13 protein-coding genes are annotated in these 18,755 nt (G+C 70.2%); 1 reads left to right on the forward strand and 12 read right to left on the reverse strand.

The window, feature by feature from the left end:
- Positions 1-67 precede the first annotated feature (67 nt).
- The 9 genes from WME97_RS39855 to WME97_RS39895 form a co-directional block, all read right to left on the reverse strand.
- The gene (locus WME97_RS39855) at positions 68-1,447 is read right to left on the reverse strand and encodes a salicylate synthase (RefSeq protein ID WP_437545537.1); all 1,380 of its coding nucleotides are present in this window, start codon (positions 1,445-1,447) and stop codon (positions 68-70) included.
- 925 nt (positions 1,448-2,372) lie between these two features.
- Complete coding sequence (locus tag WME97_RS39860; protein WP_437545539.1) at positions 2,373-5,768, reverse strand: ABC transporter permease; 3,396 nt, start codon at positions 5,766-5,768, stop codon at positions 2,373-2,375.
- Positions 5,765-6,652, reverse strand: coding sequence for an ABC transporter ATP-binding protein (locus tag WME97_RS39865; RefSeq protein ID WP_437545541.1), 888 nt, complete (start codon positions 6,650-6,652; stop codon positions 5,765-5,767). The genes WME97_RS39860 and WME97_RS39865 overlap by 4 nt, the downstream gene beginning before the upstream one ends.
- Before the next feature lie 20 nt (positions 6,653-6,672).
- Positions 6,673-8,007: a hypothetical protein gene (locus tag WME97_RS39870; RefSeq protein ID WP_437545543.1), complete on the reverse strand. Its 1,335-nt coding sequence runs from the start codon at positions 8,005-8,007 to the stop codon at positions 6,673-6,675.
- Between the two features lie 30 nt (positions 8,008-8,037).
- Positions 8,038-8,976 carry a ferric siderophore ABC transporter substrate-binding protein gene (locus WME97_RS39875; protein ID WP_437545545.1) on the reverse strand — a complete coding sequence of 313 codons (939 nt, stop codon included), beginning with the start codon at positions 8,974-8,976 and terminating at the stop codon, positions 8,038-8,040.
- The gene (locus tag WME97_RS39880; protein ID WP_437545547.1) at positions 8,973-9,425 is read right to left on the reverse strand and encodes an ExbD/TolR family protein; all 453 of its coding nucleotides are present in this window, start codon (positions 9,423-9,425) and stop codon (positions 8,973-8,975) included. The genes WME97_RS39875 and WME97_RS39880 overlap by 4 nt, the downstream gene beginning before the upstream one ends.
- Before the next feature lie 2 nt (positions 9,426-9,427).
- Entirely contained in the window at positions 9,428-10,186 is a 759-nt protein-coding gene (locus WME97_RS39885) for a MotA/TolQ/ExbB proton channel family protein (RefSeq protein WP_437545549.1), read from the reverse strand.
- Between the two features lie 88 nt (positions 10,187-10,274).
- Positions 10,275-13,082: a TonB-dependent siderophore myxochelin receptor MxcH gene (mxcH, locus tag WME97_RS39890; RefSeq protein WP_437545551.1), complete on the reverse strand. Its 2,808-nt coding sequence runs from the start codon at positions 13,080-13,082 to the stop codon at positions 10,275-10,277.
- Positions 13,083-13,319: 237 nt separating this feature from the next.
- Positions 13,320-14,711 (reverse strand): MATE family efflux transporter, encoded by a 1,392-nt coding sequence (locus WME97_RS39895; protein ID WP_437545553.1) that lies wholly within the window; start codon positions 14,709-14,711, stop codon positions 13,320-13,322.
- A gap of 497 nt (positions 14,712-15,208) precedes the next feature.
- On the opposite strand from WME97_RS39895, the gene WME97_RS39900 reads away from it, so the two are divergent.
- A complete protein-coding gene (locus tag WME97_RS39900; RefSeq protein WP_437545555.1) occupies positions 15,209-15,574 on the forward strand; it encodes a hypothetical protein in 366 nt (121 codons plus the stop codon).
- Between the two features lie 51 nt (positions 15,575-15,625).
- On the opposite strand, the gene WME97_RS39905 is transcribed toward WME97_RS39900, so the two are convergent.
- From WME97_RS39905 to WME97_RS39915, 3 genes are all read right to left on the reverse strand, one after another.
- Positions 15,626-16,810, reverse strand: a complete 1,185-nt coding sequence (locus tag WME97_RS39905; RefSeq protein ID WP_437545557.1) for an alpha/beta hydrolase family esterase — start codon at positions 16,808-16,810, stop codon at positions 15,626-15,628.
- The gene (locus WME97_RS39910; RefSeq protein WP_437545559.1) at positions 16,800-17,798 is read right to left on the reverse strand and encodes a hypothetical protein; all 999 of its coding nucleotides are present in this window, start codon (positions 17,796-17,798) and stop codon (positions 16,800-16,802) included. Before WME97_RS39910 ends, WME97_RS39905 begins: the two co-directional genes overlap by 11 nt.
- Positions 17,799-18,057: 259 nt before the next feature.
- Positions 18,058-18,732: an HAD hydrolase-like protein gene (locus WME97_RS39915; protein WP_437545561.1), complete on the reverse strand. Its 675-nt coding sequence runs from the start codon at positions 18,730-18,732 to the stop codon at positions 18,058-18,060.
- Positions 18,733-18,755 lie beyond the last annotated feature (23 nt).

Consider the following 18,755-nt stretch of genomic DNA (forward strand, 5'->3'; position numbering starts at 1 on the left):
GTGCATTGGCTGACTCGTGAGAAGGCAAGCTCAGGTCCGGAACACCATGTCCCCTGCGTCACACCGCCTAGCTGGCGAACCCCGACGGCACCAGGTGGCGCGCCACGCTCTGGAGCTTCTCGCAGGTCTCCTCCAGCTCTCGCTCGGGCGTCGACTCCGCGACGATCCCGGCGCCCGCGCGCAGCCAGACGCTGCTCCCCCGCTGGAAGATCGTCCGCAGCACCAGCGCCGCATCCATCGCGCCGTCGTGGTCCAGCGTCAGGACCGCGCCCGAGTAGAGGCCCCGGCTCTCCGCTTCGTGCCTCCGGATCCAGTCGACAGCCTCCCTCTTCGGGATCCCCGACGCGGTGATGGCGGGGAACAGCACCTGGAACGCCGTCCAGGCCGTGTTGCCCGTCTCGAGCATGCCCGAGAGCCGTGAGGCGAGGTGCTGAACGGTCCCGCGGCGGGATATCGCCATGAACTCGTTCACGGTCACGCTCCCCTGCTTGCAGACGCGGCTGAGCTCCTCGAACGCCAGCTTCACGGACATGGCGTGCTCCGCCAGCTCCTTCGAATTGCTGAGCAGCTCGGCCCGCAGGCGCGCGTTTTCATTGTCGTCCGAGACGAGCGCCCGGGTCCCGGCGAGCGGCTGCGTCATCACCTGCCCTTCGGCGGTCACCTCGAGCACGGTCTCCGGGCTGAATCCGGCGAACTTCAGGTCGCGGCAGTTGACCACGAACGATCGGGCCGGGGTGTTCTGTCGCCGCCCGGCGACGTAAGTCGCGATGAGATCGACGGGCGCGGCGACCGGGACGACGCGCGACGCGATGACCTTGTGGAGCTTGCGCGCCGCGATCTCGGTCGTCGCCGCGGCCACCAGCTCCTTGTACTTCGCCGCGCCGGTCGTCTCGAGCAGCCTCGCGGGGAGCACCTCCGGCGACGGGACGGGGGGGAGATCGGCGACGTCGGTCATCCCGCGCGCATGGCGGCGGTTCGCGGAGGCGAGGACGTCCACCATCCGATCGAGCTCGTCCGAGGTCAGCGCTCGAACCAGCGCCGTGCCGCGCTGGAGGCGGATCTCGACCTCCGGGATGGTCAGGTGAAGCAGGGGCTCTGTGCCGAGGTTCGCCTCGATGCCGTGCAGCAGGTACGCGAACTCGAACGAAGCCGTGCCGTACGCGCGCCAGCCACGGAGCGGGATCGACGCGAGCGCCGCCTCGACCGCGGCGAGGCAGTCCCCGCCGGGACAGCTGTGCTTTCCTGTCGCGTCGATGCGGTGCACACCGTGTACGTCTGCAGTGAGCTCGAAGGCCGCGCCGAGGGCGACGCTCCACTCGCCGTCGCGCTCGTAGACGAAGTACGTCGCGTGCGAGCCCGACCTGGCGAGCGCCGCCGCGAGGTCGATGGGGTCTGCGCCGATCGAGACGCGGCGCTCGAAGTAGTGCCGTTGATGAGAGATGTTCATGCTCGCCCCGCACGTGAGTGATGCCGTCCCGGGCTGCCTGCGCCTCGATCTCTTCGAGGGGAGCGAAGGATGGCACATCCACCCTGTCGCCCCGCATCGCTTCTGTTGTTTTTACACAAAAGTTGCTTTTGCAACATAGGTCACCTCTGGTACGAGAGGCCGCAACCGAGACGTGAGGAGCAGGAGGAGCACGTGAGCTCTTCAGCCCACGTCCCGCTCGCTACGCGCAGTGTTCCAGGCGCGAGCCACGGTCGCGCCCCCGCTTCGTGCTCGGGTGGCGAGCCTTCGAATCGGGAACAGGCGTCACGGTAAACACGTCGACCCAGCGGCAGATGGTCGAAGCGTTCCTCTTCGCGCGCCTTCCAGCATCGACCCGCGGGCCCTGCGAGGGTTCGCAGGCCTATGCGGTCGCACCCATCCAGACGAGATTCTCGTCACGACATGACAATACGACAGCGCCCGCCCCCGCGATCTGCGGGTCGGAGCTCACGCCGACCTGTCATGGACAGCTATCGCAAATGCACCCCTCCCGCCTCACGACACCACGCCCGTGGAGCGTGGCGCTCGCGAGCGCCGATAGGCACGACGCCGAGTCGCCTACATCTTGAAGATGCTGACTAAATGCATATACATACCAATTGCATCAGCGTCAAGCCGGGCGGACGGCGATTTCGTGCGGCGGACACGATCGCTCCCCGGAGGCGCCTCCGCGCTGAATTTAAGCGGATCCGGAGGAAATCGACCTCTCAGATCACAATCGAAAGTCTAACGAAATGAGTCGATGATGCGCTCGTCAGGCGCCTCCCTACTGAGCGCTCACCAGCGCAGCCAACGAGTCCTCCATGCCGCAGCGAAACATGTTCGTTGCACAGCCCTCATTCTCCTGACGCGCGAGGATGTGCAGGCGCGGCGCGGGCGCGCGCCGTCAATGCGGGCCTGCCTTCCACGCGTTGTCCCGCGGCGAGCGCTCGAATGAGGGCCACGCGTCGAAGACGACGAACTGGGCATCGCTCTCCAATCTTGCCGGCACGCGGGTCACGCGCGCCGGCGTCTCCTCGTCGTGGAAGCGTTGGACGATCTCGAACGAGCTGGAGACGGGCCTCCAACCGCCCCTCTCCCACCGCGAGCGCTCGCCGCGAACCTCCAGCGCGCCGCCGTCGGCGATCGCGACCGTCACATCCGAGGCCGAAGGGGGACCCAGGAGGTGGTCGGCCATGCTCGGGCCTGCTGCGCGCGCGAGCGCGCCTCGGACCGGTTCTCCGGAGCGCACCATGTCGGCGACCCGCGTCGCTGCGTGCAACGCCTCGGCGTCTCCGATGGCCTGCGCCCATGCGAGGGTCTCCAGCGGAGCGTACGCCATGACCCAGCTGGCCGCGCCGTCGTCGGCCAGACCCGACACGGGCGCGTCGAGGGCGCCGAGCGCATCCGCGACGTCGTCGCTGCGGCGATCCAGGAGCGCGAGCCACGCGTCACCGCCATCGGACCGCCGCACGCATTCGAGCCCGATCCACCCCGCGACGCCGTTGATGAGCCACCGCGCCCCCGGCTCCGCGCGCAGATCGGCGCGGTCCGCGAGCGAGCGCGCGGCGAGCGCCTCGGCCACCGCGGCCCGTCGCTTGAGGCGTCCGGCGCCGGACACTGCCACGTCCCAGCCGTCCCCTTCCGGCAGCCACAGGACCGCGCCATGGGCCCGGATCTCGCCGAGATCGCGAGGCGCCTGCACGACCGTCGTCACCTCCGGGATGGCCCCGAGCCGCGCCTGAACACACGCGCTCATCGTCTGGACGTCCTCCAGGACCTCGCGCGCCGTATCGGAGCGGGACGGGCCATGCCACGCCGTGACGCCCTCCTGCCGCAGCTGTCTCGGCTCCGCCCCCCTCGGCAGCCACGCCACGGCGAAGTCGAGGCCTTGTGTCGTGCTCCCCTCGACAGGCGTGCTCACGCCTTGGTCGGAGAACGACACCGACCAGCGCCAAAGGCCCGCCGGCGCCACGGCGAGGGCGGGTACCAGCGCATTCCTGTCGAGCGCGCCGGGGCGCTCCGCGAGCCCCAGCGCGCGACGTGTGGACGGAGATCGCAGCGCTCGCTCTCCGTCGTGCCCGAGCCGCGGGACGAGATCGGCCGCGCGCGCCCACACGCCGGAGCCGTCCAGCCACGGCGCCTCCCCCTCTGCGAACCAGCGGGGCGACGCGATCCTGATCTCGAGCTCGACGTCGCACCCGCTCTGCGCGCAGCTGCCCAGATCGACCATGAAGTGCTCGTTCGCCGTGACGACCTCACGAGGGGAGCCGTCGACCTGTGCGCTGTCGATATCCATCCCGGTGCGCAGGCTCCCGTGCAGCTTCGCCGCGCTGGCCCGTACTCCCCGCAGCTTCCAGCGGACGTGGGCGGTGCGCGCGGACGGCGCGATCTTCGCCTCGACCTCTCCGCCCTCCACGGAGAACGCCGACGCTTCCGGCCAGAAACGGGCCTCCCAGGCCGCGTCGGCGGCGTTCTCCTCGCTCTTCGACGCGAAGCCGCTCTGCACCACGATCTGCTCGTGCAAGATCGTCGATGAGCAAGCGATCGCAAAGAGGCTGAGGGCCGCCAGCGCTCCCGCGCCCTGGGCGAGCTGCCGCACTGCCCCGCGCCATCGATCGATCATCCTCAGGGCCGTGCCGCGCGGGTAGGCGAGCCACGCCAAGGCCACGGCGAGGCCGACGCAGCTCAGCTTCAGGACACCCATCTCGAGCACCGGCAGGAGCCACGGCGACCACCCCGAGAGCTCGGAGAGGGCAACATGCACCGGGATCCCCAGCTGCGCGGGTGGATACGAGACGATGTCGATCTCGTGATTCACGAGCGCGATGAACGCAGCCAGCATCGACGCGGCGTACCCCGTACCGGGCGAACGCACGAGCGCGTGGACGAGGAACGTGATCGCGCCGAGCTCCAGCAGGGCGGGCGCGGCGACGAGCGCGTTCACGAGCAGCGCATTCCACGGCTCGAAGCTCGAAGGCAGGGTGAGACCTGTCACGATCCACGCCGAGAGCGTCGGCGCCAGGGCCATGACCGCCGTCAGCAGGAGGGCGGCGACGGCGCGGCCAACCACGCGTGTGCCGAGCGGCGCCAGCGTCGCGTCGATCATCTCGTCGAACCCGGATTGCTGATCTCGACGAGCGAGCGCCCCCACGAACCCCGCCACGGCGAACACGGAGAACACGTAACAAAGGCGGATGAGGAACGGCGCGAGCAGCGCAGGCCGTGGGACCAGCGGCCCCTCGGCGTGCCCGATCACATGGTAGAACGCGCCTGCCACGTTCATGAGGGTCCAGAGCGCGACCGCGGTACGGAAGGCCCACCCTCGGGTCGTCAGCGAGAGGTGCCAGCGCGCCTCGGACAGCGTCGCGCGGAGCCAGGATGGCGCCGTGATCGGCGGCAGCGCTGCGACGGCGGGCGCGGCGGCACGAAAGGTCGCCTCGCCGCTCGGCGACGGCTTGCCGGCCCGCCCGAGCACGAGCGACTCGCGCCCGTGCCGCACGAGCGCGAACGCCAGGATGGCGAGGGGGACCAGGCTCCAGAGGAGCCGATTGACGAGGAGCGGCGCGGTCATGGCCAGCTGCGCCGTCGCCTTTTCATGCGGCGTCCAGCGCTTCGTCTGCGCCTCCGCCTCCCCGAAGCCGCTCACGTCGACCACGGTCGCGATGTCCGTGTGCAGATCACCGCCCCGCAGGACGATCATGGCCACCATCCAGACCAAGATGACCACCGCCGCCACGGCGAACGGACCGGCCGTGCTCCGGGTCCGGAGCGCCGCGGTCAGGTAGAGCGCCCCGAGGCCGATGGCCGACGGCACCACGAAGAGCGCCCACGACGACGCGATCGCCAGGATCGGCGTGGGCCCGACCGCCTCTCTGGGGAACACCCCGAGCGCGGCGAGCCCGGGGACGAGCAGAAAGCCGAGCGAACTCGCCGAGCCCAGGATGCAAGCGAGCCCGACAGCGCCGATGTAGCGCGAGATCAGCAGCCCGCGAAGCGACACGGGCGCGGAGAGCACCAGCTCGTGGAGCCCCGCCGCGCGATCCCGCGTGACGACCTGCGCGAAGATCCACGCCCACGCGAAGATGAGCCAGAACGATTGCCCGGAGGTCATCAGGAAGACCACATGCGGGCTGTTGCGCGCGACGTCTGCCCCGCCCATGTCGCGCAGGTACTCCGCGCTCGAGAGCATGATGAACAGATAGCCGACGAGGCCGACGAACATGAGCGGGACGAGCGAGGTACGCAGCCCCGCCCGCAGCTCGTGCCACGCCTCGACGGCGTAGATGCGCGCGGAGCTCATGCGGCCTCCGCCTGTCGCGTCTCGGCCAGCAGGTAATGATAGGCATCGTCGAGCTTGGGCGCGTGAGCGACGAAGCCGTCGCCGGGCGACACGTCGCGCACCACGACGGCGCGGGTGCCGCTCGGCGTGGGCGAGACGTTCAGCGCATCGTCGGGGATCGGCTCGCCCCGCGCGTACGTCCGCGTCCACAGGCGTCCCGCGAGCGGCGCGGTCAGCTCGGCCGGCGCTCCCTCGGCGACCACGCGCCCCCGGTTGACGATCGACAGCCGCCCGCAGAGGTTCTCCACGTCGTCCACGATGTGCGTCGAGAGCAGCACGACGGCCTCCGCGGCGACCTCCGCGAGCACCCGATGAAAGTGGTTGCGCTCGGCCGGATCGAGGCCGGCGGTCGGCTCGTCCACGATGAGGAGCTGCGGAGATCCCACGAGCGCGAGCGCGATGCCGAACCGCCGCAGCATGCCCCCGGAGTAGGTCGCGACCTCGCGGTGGCCGACGTCGCTCAGGTTGACGCGCGCGAGCAGCGTCGAGATCTCCGCGTCGCGCTCGCGGCGGTCCGTGCGCCCCTTCAGCCATGCGAATCGCTCGAGCAGAGACCGCCCCGTCACCCCCGGGTACGCGCCGATCTGCTGCGGGAGGTACCCGAGGCGGCGGCGGAGGCGGTCAGGAGACGCAATGACGTCGATCCCGTTGAACGTGATCGTCCCCGCGTCCGGCGTCTGGAGCGTGGCGAGCGTGCGCATCAACGTGCTCTTGCCCGCGCCGTTTGGACCGAGGAGCCCGTAGAGCCCCGGTCCGACGTCCAGGTGGACGCCGTTCAGCGCTCGAACGCCGTTGGCGTACGTCTTCGTCAACCCCTTCACGATCAGCCCGTTCGAGTTGGACATGGGATCCCTCCGCTTCCGGTTCAGCGCACGCGCAAGACGCTCCACGTGACACCAGGCATCGTCAGCGCGCGCGCGGGCGCGCCGTCTCCGGTCGTCCGCACCAGCGTTGTCGACTCGAAGCCTGTCGTTGACTCGTTCTCGTAGGCTTGTTCGTCCACCTCGAACACCTTGATGCCGCCGGCGAGCGGCTGGCGATCGAGGCGCTCGGCCGATCCTGGATCGTCGAGCTGGATGCGCCACGTCTGCCAGTCCTGCGCCGCGTACGCCTCCAGATGGGTGGCGTCCGCGCCGGGCGAGAAGCTATTGGTGTCCAGCACGCGCACGTACGCCACGCCGTCGGAGCCAGGGATCAGGCCGCCGGTGGGTCCGCCGGTCACCTCGTTGAGCGCCACGATGTCGGTGTCGAGCTCGTCCTGGCCCGCAGCCATGCGCGCCATGCACGGCGCAGGAGCTCTCTCCGGGTCGGTCATGAAGACCGAGGCGACATAGGGATCGGACGAAAAATAGATGTCTCCGCCCGGCGCCTTCACCGTGTTGAGGAGGCCTCCGCAAGGGGCGGCCTTCACCTCGAACGAGCCGTCGGTCGGATTGAAGAAGAGGATCTTCGACTCGCTGGCCACGCGATCGTACGCCGCGCTCACGCCGTACAGCGGAGCGACGAGCCGGCCGCCATGCTCACGAAAATTGGGCTCCCCGAGGAACGTGTAGTCCGCGGCGTCGATCTGCGCGTCCGACACGTCGATACGCCGGGAGATCTCCATGGCGGCGAGGTCGAGCTCGAGCACCTGCCCCGAGATGAGGTCGAAGAGGAACCCTCGGTCCGGGCCGTCGAACACCATCTTCTCCGCGATGAGGACGGAGATCCCGGCTCCGCCGAGCCCGAGCCGGGCGTCGAGCTCCGGTTTGCCGGCGACCACCCTGTATTTCGAGACGGTGAGATCCTCGGAGCTCACGAGATAGAACATCTCGGTCCGCGGGACTCCCCAGACAGAGCCCCTCCCGGGGAGCTCGATGGCCTCGTCCAGACGGACGGACCCTCCGCTCAGGTCGTCGACCACCCAGACGAACACGGTGCTGTTCGTGAAGTCAGTGTCCTCGATGCGGCTGACGATGGCATAGCGGGGACCGCCGTCGTCCGGCGCCTCGACGCCGCTCTCCCCGGGATCGCTGCCACAACCAGCCATGAGCGGCAGGGACAAGAGGCACGTTATCGCGAGCGGCCATCGCGCGCGCCCCATCACGTTCACGCATCGTTCGGTGAGCCGCCGCAGTCGCCGCCCTTGCTCGCCGCGCCGGGCGCTCGAGCGTGCGGCGGCCTCGACCTCGAGGAGCCTGGTGGTACCTGAAGACTTCATCTCTCGCTTCCTTTCTCGCGTCGGGCTTCGCTAGGGCGCGCCTGTGGATCGCGAATGTCGCGTGAACCTCACGCGGATGGGCGGCGACGTCGCCGTGATGAGCTGGCCTCCCTCGTCGGCGGCAGGCAGGAATCGCTGCTTGCGAGCGCACGCGAGCGACATCTGGCCGAAGCCGTATCCCGGGTCCGAGAGGAGCTCCGCCGAGGCGACGGTGCCGTCCGAACGAACGACCGTGCGAATGACCACCGTTTGCTCGTCCACCGAGAGCGCGTCCGCTTCTCGCGGCCAGGGGCAATTCCACTCCCGCGCGGGCTGCCCGACAGGCCTTGCGCGCGAGGGGCCTCCCTGCCGGCGCTCCGGCGGAGCGCTCGGGTCCACACGCGCGGCGTTCACCGCCTGCGCGCTCGTCCCCGCAGAGGAGGTGACACCGCCGGCATACCGCTCTCCGCGGCCAACGGCGATGTCGAACCCGGTGAAATCGAGCGGCGCAGCCCCGTTCTCCGCCAGGGCGACCTGCCCTGCCTGCGCGGGCGGTGGAGGCGCGGCGGGAGCGGCAGGCGCCCGAGGAGCGGCAGGAGCGGCCGCGCGCGCGGGGGAGCGCTCGGCGGCCCTGGGCGCCGGAGCTTCCGCCTGCGGCGAGGGGCTCGGTGGCGACGGCGGTGGGGCCAGATCGACCACGTGCTCCACCTGCAGCGGCGGGCGCGCCTCGCGCTGGCTCGCCGTCGTGTCGTCCGGGCCCAGGCGGAACGCGATGATCCCGACCGTGCCCTGCATGACGGCCGCCGGCATGAGCGCGAGCACGAGCGCTCGTGCCGAATGTTCCTTGACGGCCCCCAGGACGATCCCGGCCGTGCTGTCGGCCGCGAATGCGCGGGCTCCTCCCCTCGCGCGCCGGGGCTGGACGTGGGAGCGCGCCGCGTCGAGGACGATGCCGGCGACGCTCTCGGGGTGGAATTCCGATCGAATCATTGGTGGCCCGTCCTCTCCGCCGCATGGGCCTCGGCCTCCGGGCGGACGGCGCCGAAGGCGACACGCGCGATCCCCGCGGCTTTCAGCGTGTCGAGCACCGTCATCACGCGGCCGTGCGAGGCGGCGCGGTCGGCCTGGATCACGGCCCGGAGCTGCGGATCGCGCGACAGGGCCGCCCGCGCGCGCTCGCGGAGCGCCGCATCGTCGATCGCGGCCCCGTCGACCTGCGCGGGCCCCTCCGCGGGCAGCACCACGCTCAGCACCGCCTGGACCTCTTCGCTCTGCGACGCGTGCGGCAGATCCAGCGGGACGGCGGGCGCGACGACGATCTTCGCGGTGACGATGAAGATGATCAAGAGGACCAGCGTGATGTCGACGAGCGGCGTCACGTTGATCCCTTCGATGATCCCGCCGCGGCGGGATCTCGCGCTCTGCCCGGCGCTCGCCATGACTAGGCCGCCTCCGGGCGGGACGCCTCGCCGTTCATCGGCTTGTCGATCGAAGCTCCGCCATGGGCCGCGCGCGCGGGCTCGACACGAGAGGACGGATACGCGGCCTCTCCGGTGGCCAGATAGGCGAGCACCAGGTTCGAGAGCGTCTCGGCGTCGTCGAGCATCGCGGCGATCCGGCGCTGCAGGTAGTTGTAAGCGGCCACGGCCGGCAGCGCGACGCCGATGCCCACGGCCGTCGCCACGAGCGCCTCCGCGATCGCCGCCATGACCGCGGCGGAGGCGACCTGGCTCGCGGCCCCGCCGCCCGCCGCCCCCGTGGCCTGACCGAGCTGCTCGAACGCCAGGATCACGCCGATGACGGTGCCAAAGAGGCCGACGAAAGGCGCGTTGTTGCCCAGGGTCCCGAGGTACGCGAGCCGCGCCTCGAGCGCCTTCCGCTCGGCGGCCATCGCGCTCTGCATCCCCTTGTCCGCCGCGGCCGACCCGCGCTGCGCGAGCCTCAGGCCCGCGCGGGCGACGATCGCCCCGACCGACCGCATCGGCCGGAGCGCGTCGAGCGCGGCGGCGACAGAGCCATTCGACAGGTGCGCGTCGAGCTCGGCGGCGAGCGCTCGCACGTCGTCGTCCTTCGAGCGGAAGTAGAGCCAGCGCTCGATCGCGATGGCGATGCTGCCCGCCGAGAGCGCGAACAGGAGCCACAGGACCCAGGACGCGCCGGACTGAACGAGCAGGTTCTTGACGGCTACAACGGTGTGCATCTCATCTCCTCGAGTTCGTGTGCTCGGCGAGCCGCAGGGTCTGTTGGTTCGTCGCGTGGCCGTTCATCCCATCACCTGCCCCTCGAGCTCAGAGCTCCGCCGTGGTCTTGACGTAGAAGCTCCTGCCCGGGCGCGGCGTGCGGAAGAAGTCGAACACACGCTCATCCGTGAGGTTCTGCATCTCGAGCGTCGTGCTCAGGCTCGCGCTGCCGCGCCGGACGACGTATCCGAGCCCGGCCGAGTGCACGAGCTGCGAGGGGATCACCTGCTTGGAGTCAGGCCGCCCGAGGCTCTCCCAGGTGCGGAAGTACTCGTGTACGTAGCGGCTGTTCCACGTGAGCGCGACCTCGTCCTCCGCGGCGAAGACGCGGTGAAACAGGAGGCGCGCGGTGCCGTTGGCGAAGAGGTACGGGCGGTTCGGGATGCGATCTCCCTCGAAGGCGCCGTACGCCCCCTCGCTCGAGGTGTTGCGGAAATCGAGGTAGGTGACGTTGCCGTCGAGCGCGAGGTGCTCCCCGGGCGAGGTCCATCCGGCGGAGCCTTCGACGCCGAGCGACCGCGCGCCGTGGACGTTCTCGTAGCTCTGGTCCCGATCGTTGCCGAGGAGCACGATCAGCCGGTCCGCCGCGCGCAGGAAGCCATTGCCCGTCGCGCGAAAGGCGCCCGCCGGCGTCTCGCGGGCGTCGAGGGTGAGCCCGAGGTTGATGTTGTGGCTGACCTCGGGATCGAGCCCGAGCTTGGCCGCGATGAACGTGTTGTCGCCGAAGACCTCGTCAGGGCTGGGCAGCCGCGTCGCCCACTCGTAGGAGGCCTTCCCGTAGAGCCACGGCGTGAACCTGTACCGGAGCGCGTCGCCGATACCGAAGCGGTGGGTGCTCCCGTCGAGGTCGCGCGCAGGGTCACCGGCGACCGGGCTCTCGCTCGCGACGCGCTGCACGTACTGCTTGACGAACAGGACGTTATCGAGCCGGTCCTCGAGCAGGTCGAGGTCGTACTCCAGGCCGTTCACCAGCGCGAGCACGCTGCGGCGGTCGGCGAGCGGATCGGGGCTATCCGGGTCGCTTTGCCGGCGCTCATCGCCCGTCCGTGTCACGTAGGTCGGCGCGATGGCCAGGCGAACGGCGTGTGACGGCCGGATGCGCCATTCCACGTTGATGCGCGCGAAGGCGGAATGGTCCCAGAAGACCTGGTCGTGGGGGAAAGCGTCCGTCTCGCCAGGCTCGCTGCCCTCGGGGTCGCAGCGCCCCATCCAGTCGTAGTCGCAGGTCGCGACGTCGAGGAAGCGCCCTCGGACGTACGCATAGCCGCCCACCGCGTCGAGCGACACGCCGCGCCCCAGCGGCTGTTCGTAGCGGAGGTTCGCGCCTGCCGACGTCTCTCCGTACGTCACACCGCCGTACGGGACCCTCATGACGAGCTTGTGCTGGTACTCCTTGTCGTAGTCGGTCACGAAGGCGCGCAGGCGCAGGCGCCGCGCCCACGGCCGATCGACGAACCCGAGCTCCACGTGGCCTCCCGCGCTGCGGTACGCGTCGTGAAAGCGGTAGACGCGCGCCGGCGATAAGCGCCCGCGCTCGTCCTCTACCTCGTCGAGCTCGACCGGGTAGTCGTTCTTCGCGTAATCGAAGAAGCCGCTCGCGCGGGCGAACAAGCCGCTCGGCCTGTGCAGGTGGCTGCCGGCGAGCGCCGCTCGGTGGGTGTCGAACGAGCCCACCTCGTAGGACGCGCCGGCGCGCGACGCGCAGAGATCCTGATCGGTGATCAGGTCGACCGCCCCGCCGAGGGCGTCGGCGCCGAGGCGCACCGGGACCACGCCGCTGTAGATCTCGACGCGCTCGACGAGGCCTACCGGCACGTTCGAGACGCCGAACGGATAGCCGGCCAGATCGAGCGGCACGCCGTCGAGGAAGAACCGCACCTGATCGCCCGTCAGCCCGTTCAGCGAGAAGCGCGTTGCCGAGCCGAGGCCTCCCTCGCGGCGCACGCCGACCCCCTGCGTGCGCGCGAGCACCTCGCCCATGTCCGAGGACTCCCGCTTGACGCGGTCCGTCTCGACGACCGTCACGGCCTCGGCCGACTGCCGGCGCCGCTCGGCTTCCGACGGCCCGCGCACGGTCACCTCGATCAGGGCTTCTTCGCCGGATGGCACGAGCCGCAAGGCGATCTCGGCGACGTGCGCTCCGGCGATCTCGGTCTCGATCTCGGCCCGGCCGACGCCGCTCGCCTCGGCGATCACGACGCAGGGCCCGGGCGCGAGGCCCTCGATCTGGAACCGGCCCTCGCCGTCGGTGCGCGTTCGCTCGGTGGAGCCATCCTGGTGCCGCACGAGCACCTCGGCGCCGGCGACGCCGTGCGAGCTCGCGCCGGGCAAGAGCACACGCCCGCGGAGCGCGCCGCTCGCAGGCGCCTTCGGGAGGTGAAACTCGTACGCGTAGAGGATCCGGGAGGCGACCGGGGTGTCCCCCCGTCGCGCAGGCGAGAACAGGAAGCGCTGCGCCGCGGCCTGCGCCGCCTCGTCGAAGCCGTGCCCCGCGGACTGCGCCACGTCCGCCGCCGACACCCGCCCATCCGCCTCGATGCTGAGCCTCAGCACGACGGTCCCCTCCAGGCTCTGCGCGAGGGCGGCCGCCGGGTAATCGGCCTCGACGAACGAGGTGAGGACCGGCGGGTGATTCTCCGGCGCCTGCCGGGGTTCATCGGCGGCGCCCGGAGGCGCTTCGCCCTCCGGCGCGGCGTCCCGGGCCGGCTCCGCCGGCGAGACCGCGCCGGCGTCCTGCGCGTGCGCGGCCCCGCCCGTGAGAAGAGCTCCGGCCGCGACAAAAGCGGCGGCGCCGGCGCTCCTTCGCGCCCGGGACGGGCGCGCTGGGCCTCGACGCGCGGGAGCCTCGGTGTTCATGCGGCTCCATCTATAGCAACCAGTAACCTGTTGCAATAGTTTTGCATGTGAACTCTGGATGCCGTTCATGGCCGCGCGCGGCGATCCGCGCGGGCTCTCTGGACAGGCGAGGGAGAAGGGGACATCGCGCGCGGGGAGGGCGCCGCGCGCGGGGGTCGGCCGGTGCGTGCTGCGGCCCGCGGCGATCACCGGGTGATCGCCGCGGGCCGGCGGGAGATCTCGGAGGCCGGGCCGGGCTCAGCCGGCGGGCGCTTCCCTGAGCGCGGCGCTCGTCTCCACGTCGCGCCCGTCGAGCCTGCGGAACTCTCGGTTCACCATGACGAGCACGAGGAGGAACATCGCGACGTCGATGGCCGTGGTCCCCCAGTAGACCCCGCTCACCCCGACGAGCCTCGGCAGGAGCCACATCAAGGGGATGAAGAGCACCACCTGCCTCAGGAGGGCGACCACGCTCGCGAGCTTCGCCCGCTCCAGGCAGGGGAACAGCACCAGCGCGTTGAAGACATACGGCAGAAGGGGCAGCACGACGATGTAGATCCGGAAATCGAGCAGCTGCTGCGCGGTGAACTCGGACCCCGGCAGCAGGAAGCTGAGGACCGCGTTCGGGGCGAGCATCATCGCGAGCCAGAACGGCAGGACGAACGCGACCCCGGCGAGCCCGAAGAGGCTGAAGGCCCGCTTCACCCTGACGTAGCGCTGTGCCCCGTAGTTGATCCCTTCCACCGGCTGCAAGGCGCGCATCAGCCCGAGCATCGGGGTCAGCATGAACAGGAAGAGGCGGTTGCAGGCGGCGTAGAAGGCGACGTCGTTCTCCGTGCCCTGGCCCGAGACCGCGTTGTAGACAACGACGTTCTGGGCGATGCCCATGATGGTCAAGATCATGCCCGGCATGCCCAGGGAGACGATCTGCTTCCGGATCGCCGGATCGACGCGGATCGTGCGCCAGGCCGTGTCGAACGAGGCGCGCCCCCTCGCGAAATACAGGAGCCCCACGACCGAGTACACGAGCATCGCCGCGTTGGTGGCCCACGCCGCGCCTTGCACGCCCCAGCCGAACGTGTGGATGAACAGCGGCTTCAGGATGACGTCCACCAGCAGGCCGAGGGAGATCATCCACGCCGCGGTCTTCATCTTGCCTTCGCCGCGCACCGTCATGTTCACGGCCAGGCCGTGCACCCAGAACACCGAGCCGAGCGCCGTCACCTTGAAGTACTCGGTGCCGTACGCGAGGATCTCCCCGGTGCCGCCCATCATGCGCACCAGCGGCTCAGCGAACACGTAGGCGAGCACGGTGTAAGGCAAGCTGAGGAGCAGCGACAGCCCGTTCACGCTGCCCAGCAAGCTGTGGAGCTTGCTCTTGTCGCCGGCGCCCAGGTAGATGCTGAGCGCCGTGCCCGCGCCCGTCCCGACCAGGCTGCCGAGGCCGAGCGTGATCTGGGACAAGGGGTAGGCGATGCCGACGCCGGCCAGGGCGCTCTTGTTCATCAGCTGGCCCACGAACACGGCGTCCAGGAAGGCGTTGAGCCCGTAGAGCACCATGGCCAGCACCGCCGGCCACGAGAGCTCCCACATCACTCTCGTCAGCTTCCCCTCGAGGATGAACTGCTTCTGTGTGTCTCTATCGTTCATGGCACAGATCTCCGTCGATTCGGTGTCATCGACTCCACACGGCTGGAACCGCGCCGCCCTCCACGCGCGCAACGACAACGCAGCTGGAAGAAATCTGTTTTCATGCCGTCCCCACATCGAGAGCGCAGACGTGAGCGTCCGCAGGCGCCAGGGTGCCCGCGAAGCCACCTCCTCGGACGAACGCGATCCGACAGGCAGCCCCAGGGCACACCGCGCCCCTGCTCCTCCCTCTCCAGCGTGCTTGCTCCCTCCTACCATGCGAGCTGGCGCACATGCAATTGATTTTTATTTTCATCGCACGAAACGACCGGCGGGAGCAGCATTTCGACCGCGATCTGGAGGGATTTTCTGCCGATCGGCCGCGGAGCGCGCGGCGGTCTGCCCCCGTTGCCCGAGGGTGATCGCGGGGCCCCGGCGTCGCGCCGCGCGAGGATCCTCGGCCCCGGGCTGCGCGCCGTAGTACATAGCCACGAGCACATCCCTGGAAGGAGCGCGCGATGGCAAAGCTCACGGTCTTCGAGACGTTCTCCAAGTCGGATATCGAGGCGCTGCTCGACGCCGGCATCGTCGTCAACCTCGCGTTCGACGCGTCGCACCCGAAGCGGGAGAAGACGGTCCACCTCGAGCTGCTCATCGACGCCACCCAGGAGGCGATCCTGCGGCTCAGGAGCCGCTACAACGAGACGTACATCAAGCTGAAGGGCGCGCTGATGCAGGGCGAGGGCACCTACAAGCTCGAGTGCCACACCTTCGATCAGGACATCGTCGACAGCTCGCCGAAGTCCTATGAGATCCGCCAGAACCGCGCGATCGTGCGGTACGGCGACGCCGGCACCGTCATCCAGGACATCGGCTGGTGGTGAGCGCCGGCGCGGGGTGGCCGGCCGGCGCCGGGATCGGTGGCCGCCTCCGTGTCAAGGAAGCGAATGCCGCTTCAGCGTGGCCCACCCGATCTCGGGGCTCCCCCAGGTCATGCCGCCGCCCTCCGTTGTGCACAACGTCACCTCCGCGCCGCTTGCGCAGCTCGAGTACGTCGAGCAACCGTCGCTGTCCGCCGGGCTCGGTGATCCCGTGCACCGGTTCAGCTCGGCCCACCTCTCGAAGGTGCCGGCGGCTCCGAGGAAGGTGATGTTCGCGCCGTTCGGCGCCTGCTGAGGCCCGCCCTCGTAAGGCACCAGCAAGTCCGCGGTACCCCGGAACGAGATCTCGGTCACCGGCCGCGACGGCTGGCAGGGCTGCTCCGACTCCGCCAGAAGGTCGAACGCGCTGGGAGCGACCGCCGCAAAGACGTCCGCGGCGTTGCAGGCCAGGTGGTAGGCCATCCCGCCGCCATTCGCGACGCCGACCGCATAGACCCGCTTGAGGTCGACGCACGCCTCCTTCTGGACCTCCTGGACCAGGGCGCGCGCGAACCCCACGTCGTCGACGTCGCGTGACGTCGTGCAACATGGACCGATGTTCCACGCCCCGTCGATGCCCTGCGGCCACGCGACGAGGAACCCCTCGGTCTCGGCGAGCTCGCGGTACCCCGAGGCCTCGGCCTCCTCCGCCGGGGTCCCGCCCAGCGTATGGTAATCGAGCACCAGCGGCATGGGGCTCGCCCCCGTGTAGTTTGCAGGGAGGCGAACGACGTACCTGCGGGTGGTGTCCCCGACCGTCACCGTGCGCTCGTTGTCGCCGGGCGAAAGCGTGGTCGCCGGGCAGGCGGTCGCCGTCTCGCCATTGCCGGGCGCCCGGCAGAAGCCGCCCTGACAGCGGAACGGCGCGCCGAGCGGCTCGCAGTCGGCGTCGCCGCTGCAGTAGATATCGCAGAACGCGGCGCTCTCGGCCGCGGCGCAGGCCGCCTCGGCAGGCCGCTCCGCCGCGGCCACGCACTCGGCGCCGGAGGCGAGCGCCGTACACTCGCGGGCGACCGAGCAGGCGCGCGTGCAGACGCCGCAGATGCAGGAGAGGCCGTCCGCGCAGCTGGCATCACAGCTCCTGAGAAAGTTGGTCTCGCTCCCGGTCTGAGGGCCGATGTCCCTGCAGGCCGCGCCGAGGAGCGCCCCGCCCGTCACGCCCGCGATGAGGCACGCCGTCACGACCACCCTAGATCTCATCGCCGCCCCCGCTGTCCTGCTGGATCAAGCACTGTCCGATGTACAGAACGACCTGCGTGTACCTGTCCGGCCTCTCGTGCGCCGCGTTGAAGGCCTCGACCTGCTCGCGCAGCTCGACCAGCTGGGCACGCAGGCGCCCCAGCGTCTCGTACGCCCGCTGTTCGTGCGGATGGCCGGGCCACACGTCGAGGGTATAGGTGCTCCCTCCGACGCGGTCGGCGAGGCCGGGCGCGGAGCGATCCTCGCGCAGCCGGCACAGGATGGTCTTCACCATCGCCTGGAAGTGATCGAAGATCGCCGCCTCCCACCCCACGGGCGAGCCCAGCAGCACATAGAGACTCCCGGCGCTGTATGTCGCCCCGGCGCCCTCCCCGGTCCGCTCGACGCGCGCCGATTCCACGAGGCGCCCCAGGGCGGCGTCGAGCTCCGCGCGCTCGATGTGCGTCCGCTGCAGCAGCTCGTCGCGCGCGAGCGGGCCTTCCCGGTAGATGATCGCCCAGACGAGCTCATCGACGCCTTCGCCGGAGCGGAGCGCGCGCAGCGCGCCCAGCTCGTCCTCGGACACCGCGCGATACACCACCTGAGCCCCCTGCCCCGCCTGGAAGATCAGGCGGCTCTCGCAGAGGTCGAAGAGCACCCCGCGGAGCAGGACGTCATCCTCGCCGGCGAACGCCCTCAAGATCTCGGCCCGCGGCGTGATGCCCCGGCGGCGGATGTGGTCCAGCACGGCTTCCCAGAGCGAACGGCCGCGCTCGACCGAGCTCTCCGTGATCCGCCGGACCCGGCGCTGATAGGTCCGGAGCCCCATGCCGAACATGTCGGCGCCCACCTTGCGGCTGACTCCCTGCCGCTCGAGCTCTGTGACCAGGTCCTGGAACACCTGGTCTGCGAGCTGGGCCAGGGGTGCGCGCCAGCCGCCCGAGGTCGCCAGCTGGGCGATGAGGACGGTGGTCTGACGAACGATGGCATGAATCAGCTCTACCGTCATAAATTGATAAATATCGACGAGAAGCCTCGTTGCGCGCCACAGAGTAACGTCGCACAGGCCAGCGGGGGAGTGACAAACCCGACGCCCCCCGGGCGTGGAGAGGAGCGACGAGCGGCGGGCCATGGGGGGGCCTGCAGGGGAGGGAAGCCGCTTCCCTACGTGGACGATGGACCTGACGAACAGCGCGTCCACGCGGGTTGCCGCGATGACGCTGCCGCCGCTCGCCGTCGGCGATGGCCGGCGCTGCGGAGCCGCGGGCTCATCGAGCCGCTCGGCCTCGAGTCTCCCTCAACGCACGCACCGCCAGCACCAGCTCCTCCAGCGTGTCGACGATGCGGTCGGCGCCCGCGGCCTCCAGCTCCGCGCGCGACCCATATCCCCACGTCACCCCGATCGCCACGAGGCCGTGCGCCTTGGCGCCGAGGACATCGTGTTCGCGGTCGCCGATCATGCAGGCGTCAGCGGGGGTGAGCGACTCGCGCTCCAGGGCGTGCGCGATGAGCTCGGCCTTGGTCGAGCGCTCGCCGGACAGCTCGGCGCCGTAGACGCGGGGCACATGCGAGCGAAGGCCGAAGTGGTCGACGATGCGCTCGGCATAGACGGCTGCCTTGCTGGTGACGAGGCAGAGGCCGTGGCCCGCCTGGCAGAGCTGCGCGAGCGCCTCTGGCACACCGGGATACACGCTGTTCTCGAACAGGCCGAGCGAGCCGAAGCGCTCGCGATAGACGCGCACGGCCTCCTCGATGCGGGCGCTGTCGCGCGTCGCCAGGATCTCGGCGAACGCCTCGCGCAGCGGCGGACCGATGAAGCGGCGCACCTCGGCGAGGCTTACCGAGCCGTGCCCGAGCACATCGGCCGCGTGCACGAAGCAGGCGGCGATGCCAGGGGCCGGGTCCGTCAAGGTGCCGTCGAGATCCAGAAACAACGTGCGCATGGCGGCGCACGTAGCGCACCGAA

Source organism: Sorangium sp. So ce367, from assembly GCF_051520455.1.
Taxonomy (GTDB): Bacteria; Myxococcota_A; Polyangia; order Polyangiales; family Polyangiaceae; genus Sorangium; species Sorangium cellulosum_B.

Bases quoted from the DNA above. Each gene is read 5' to 3' on its own strand.
- WME97_RS39905 (WP_437545557.1), bottom strand. From the start codon at position 16,810: ATGAGATCTAGGGTGGTCGTGACGGCGTGCCTCATCGCGGGCGTGACG.
- WME97_RS39900 (WP_437545555.1), top strand. From the start codon at position 15,209: ATGGCAAAGCTCACGGTCTTCGAGACGTTCTCCAAGTCGGATATCGAG.
- WME97_RS39855 (WP_437545537.1), bottom strand. From the start codon at position 1,447: ATGAACATCTCTCATCAACGGCACTACTTCGAGCGCCGCGTCTCGATC.
- WME97_RS39915 (WP_437545561.1), bottom strand. From the start codon at position 18,732: ATGCGCACGTTGTTTCTGGATCTCGACGGCACCTTGACGGACCCGGCC.
- mxcH (WP_437545551.1), bottom strand. From the start codon at position 13,082: ATGAACACCGAGGCTCCCGCGCGTCGAGGCCCAGCGCGCCCGTCCCGG.
- WME97_RS39895 (WP_437545553.1), bottom strand. From the start codon at position 14,711: ATGAACGATAGAGACACACAGAAGCAGTTCATCCTCGAGGGGAAGCTG.
- WME97_RS39880 (WP_437545547.1), bottom strand. From the start codon at position 9,425: ATGGCGAGCGCCGGGCAGAGCGCGAGATCCCGCCGCGGCGGGATCATC.
- WME97_RS39870 (WP_437545543.1), bottom strand. From the start codon at position 8,007: ATGAAGTCTTCAGGTACCACCAGGCTCCTCGAGGTCGAGGCCGCCGCA.
- WME97_RS39875 (WP_437545545.1), bottom strand. From the start codon at position 8,976: ATGATTCGATCGGAATTCCACCCCGAGAGCGTCGCCGGCATCGTCCTC.
- WME97_RS39885 (WP_437545549.1), bottom strand. From the start codon at position 10,186: ATGCACACCGTTGTAGCCGTCAAGAACCTGCTCGTTCAGTCCGGCGCG.
- WME97_RS39860 (WP_437545539.1), bottom strand. From the start codon at position 5,768: ATGAGCTCCGCGCGCATCTACGCCGTCGAGGCGTGGCACGAGCTGCGG.
- WME97_RS39865 (WP_437545541.1), bottom strand. From the start codon at position 6,652: ATGTCCAACTCGAACGGGCTGATCGTGAAGGGGTTGACGAAGACGTAC.
- WME97_RS39910 (WP_437545559.1), bottom strand. From the start codon at position 17,798: ATGACGGTAGAGCTGATTCATGCCATCGTTCGTCAGACCACCGTCCTC.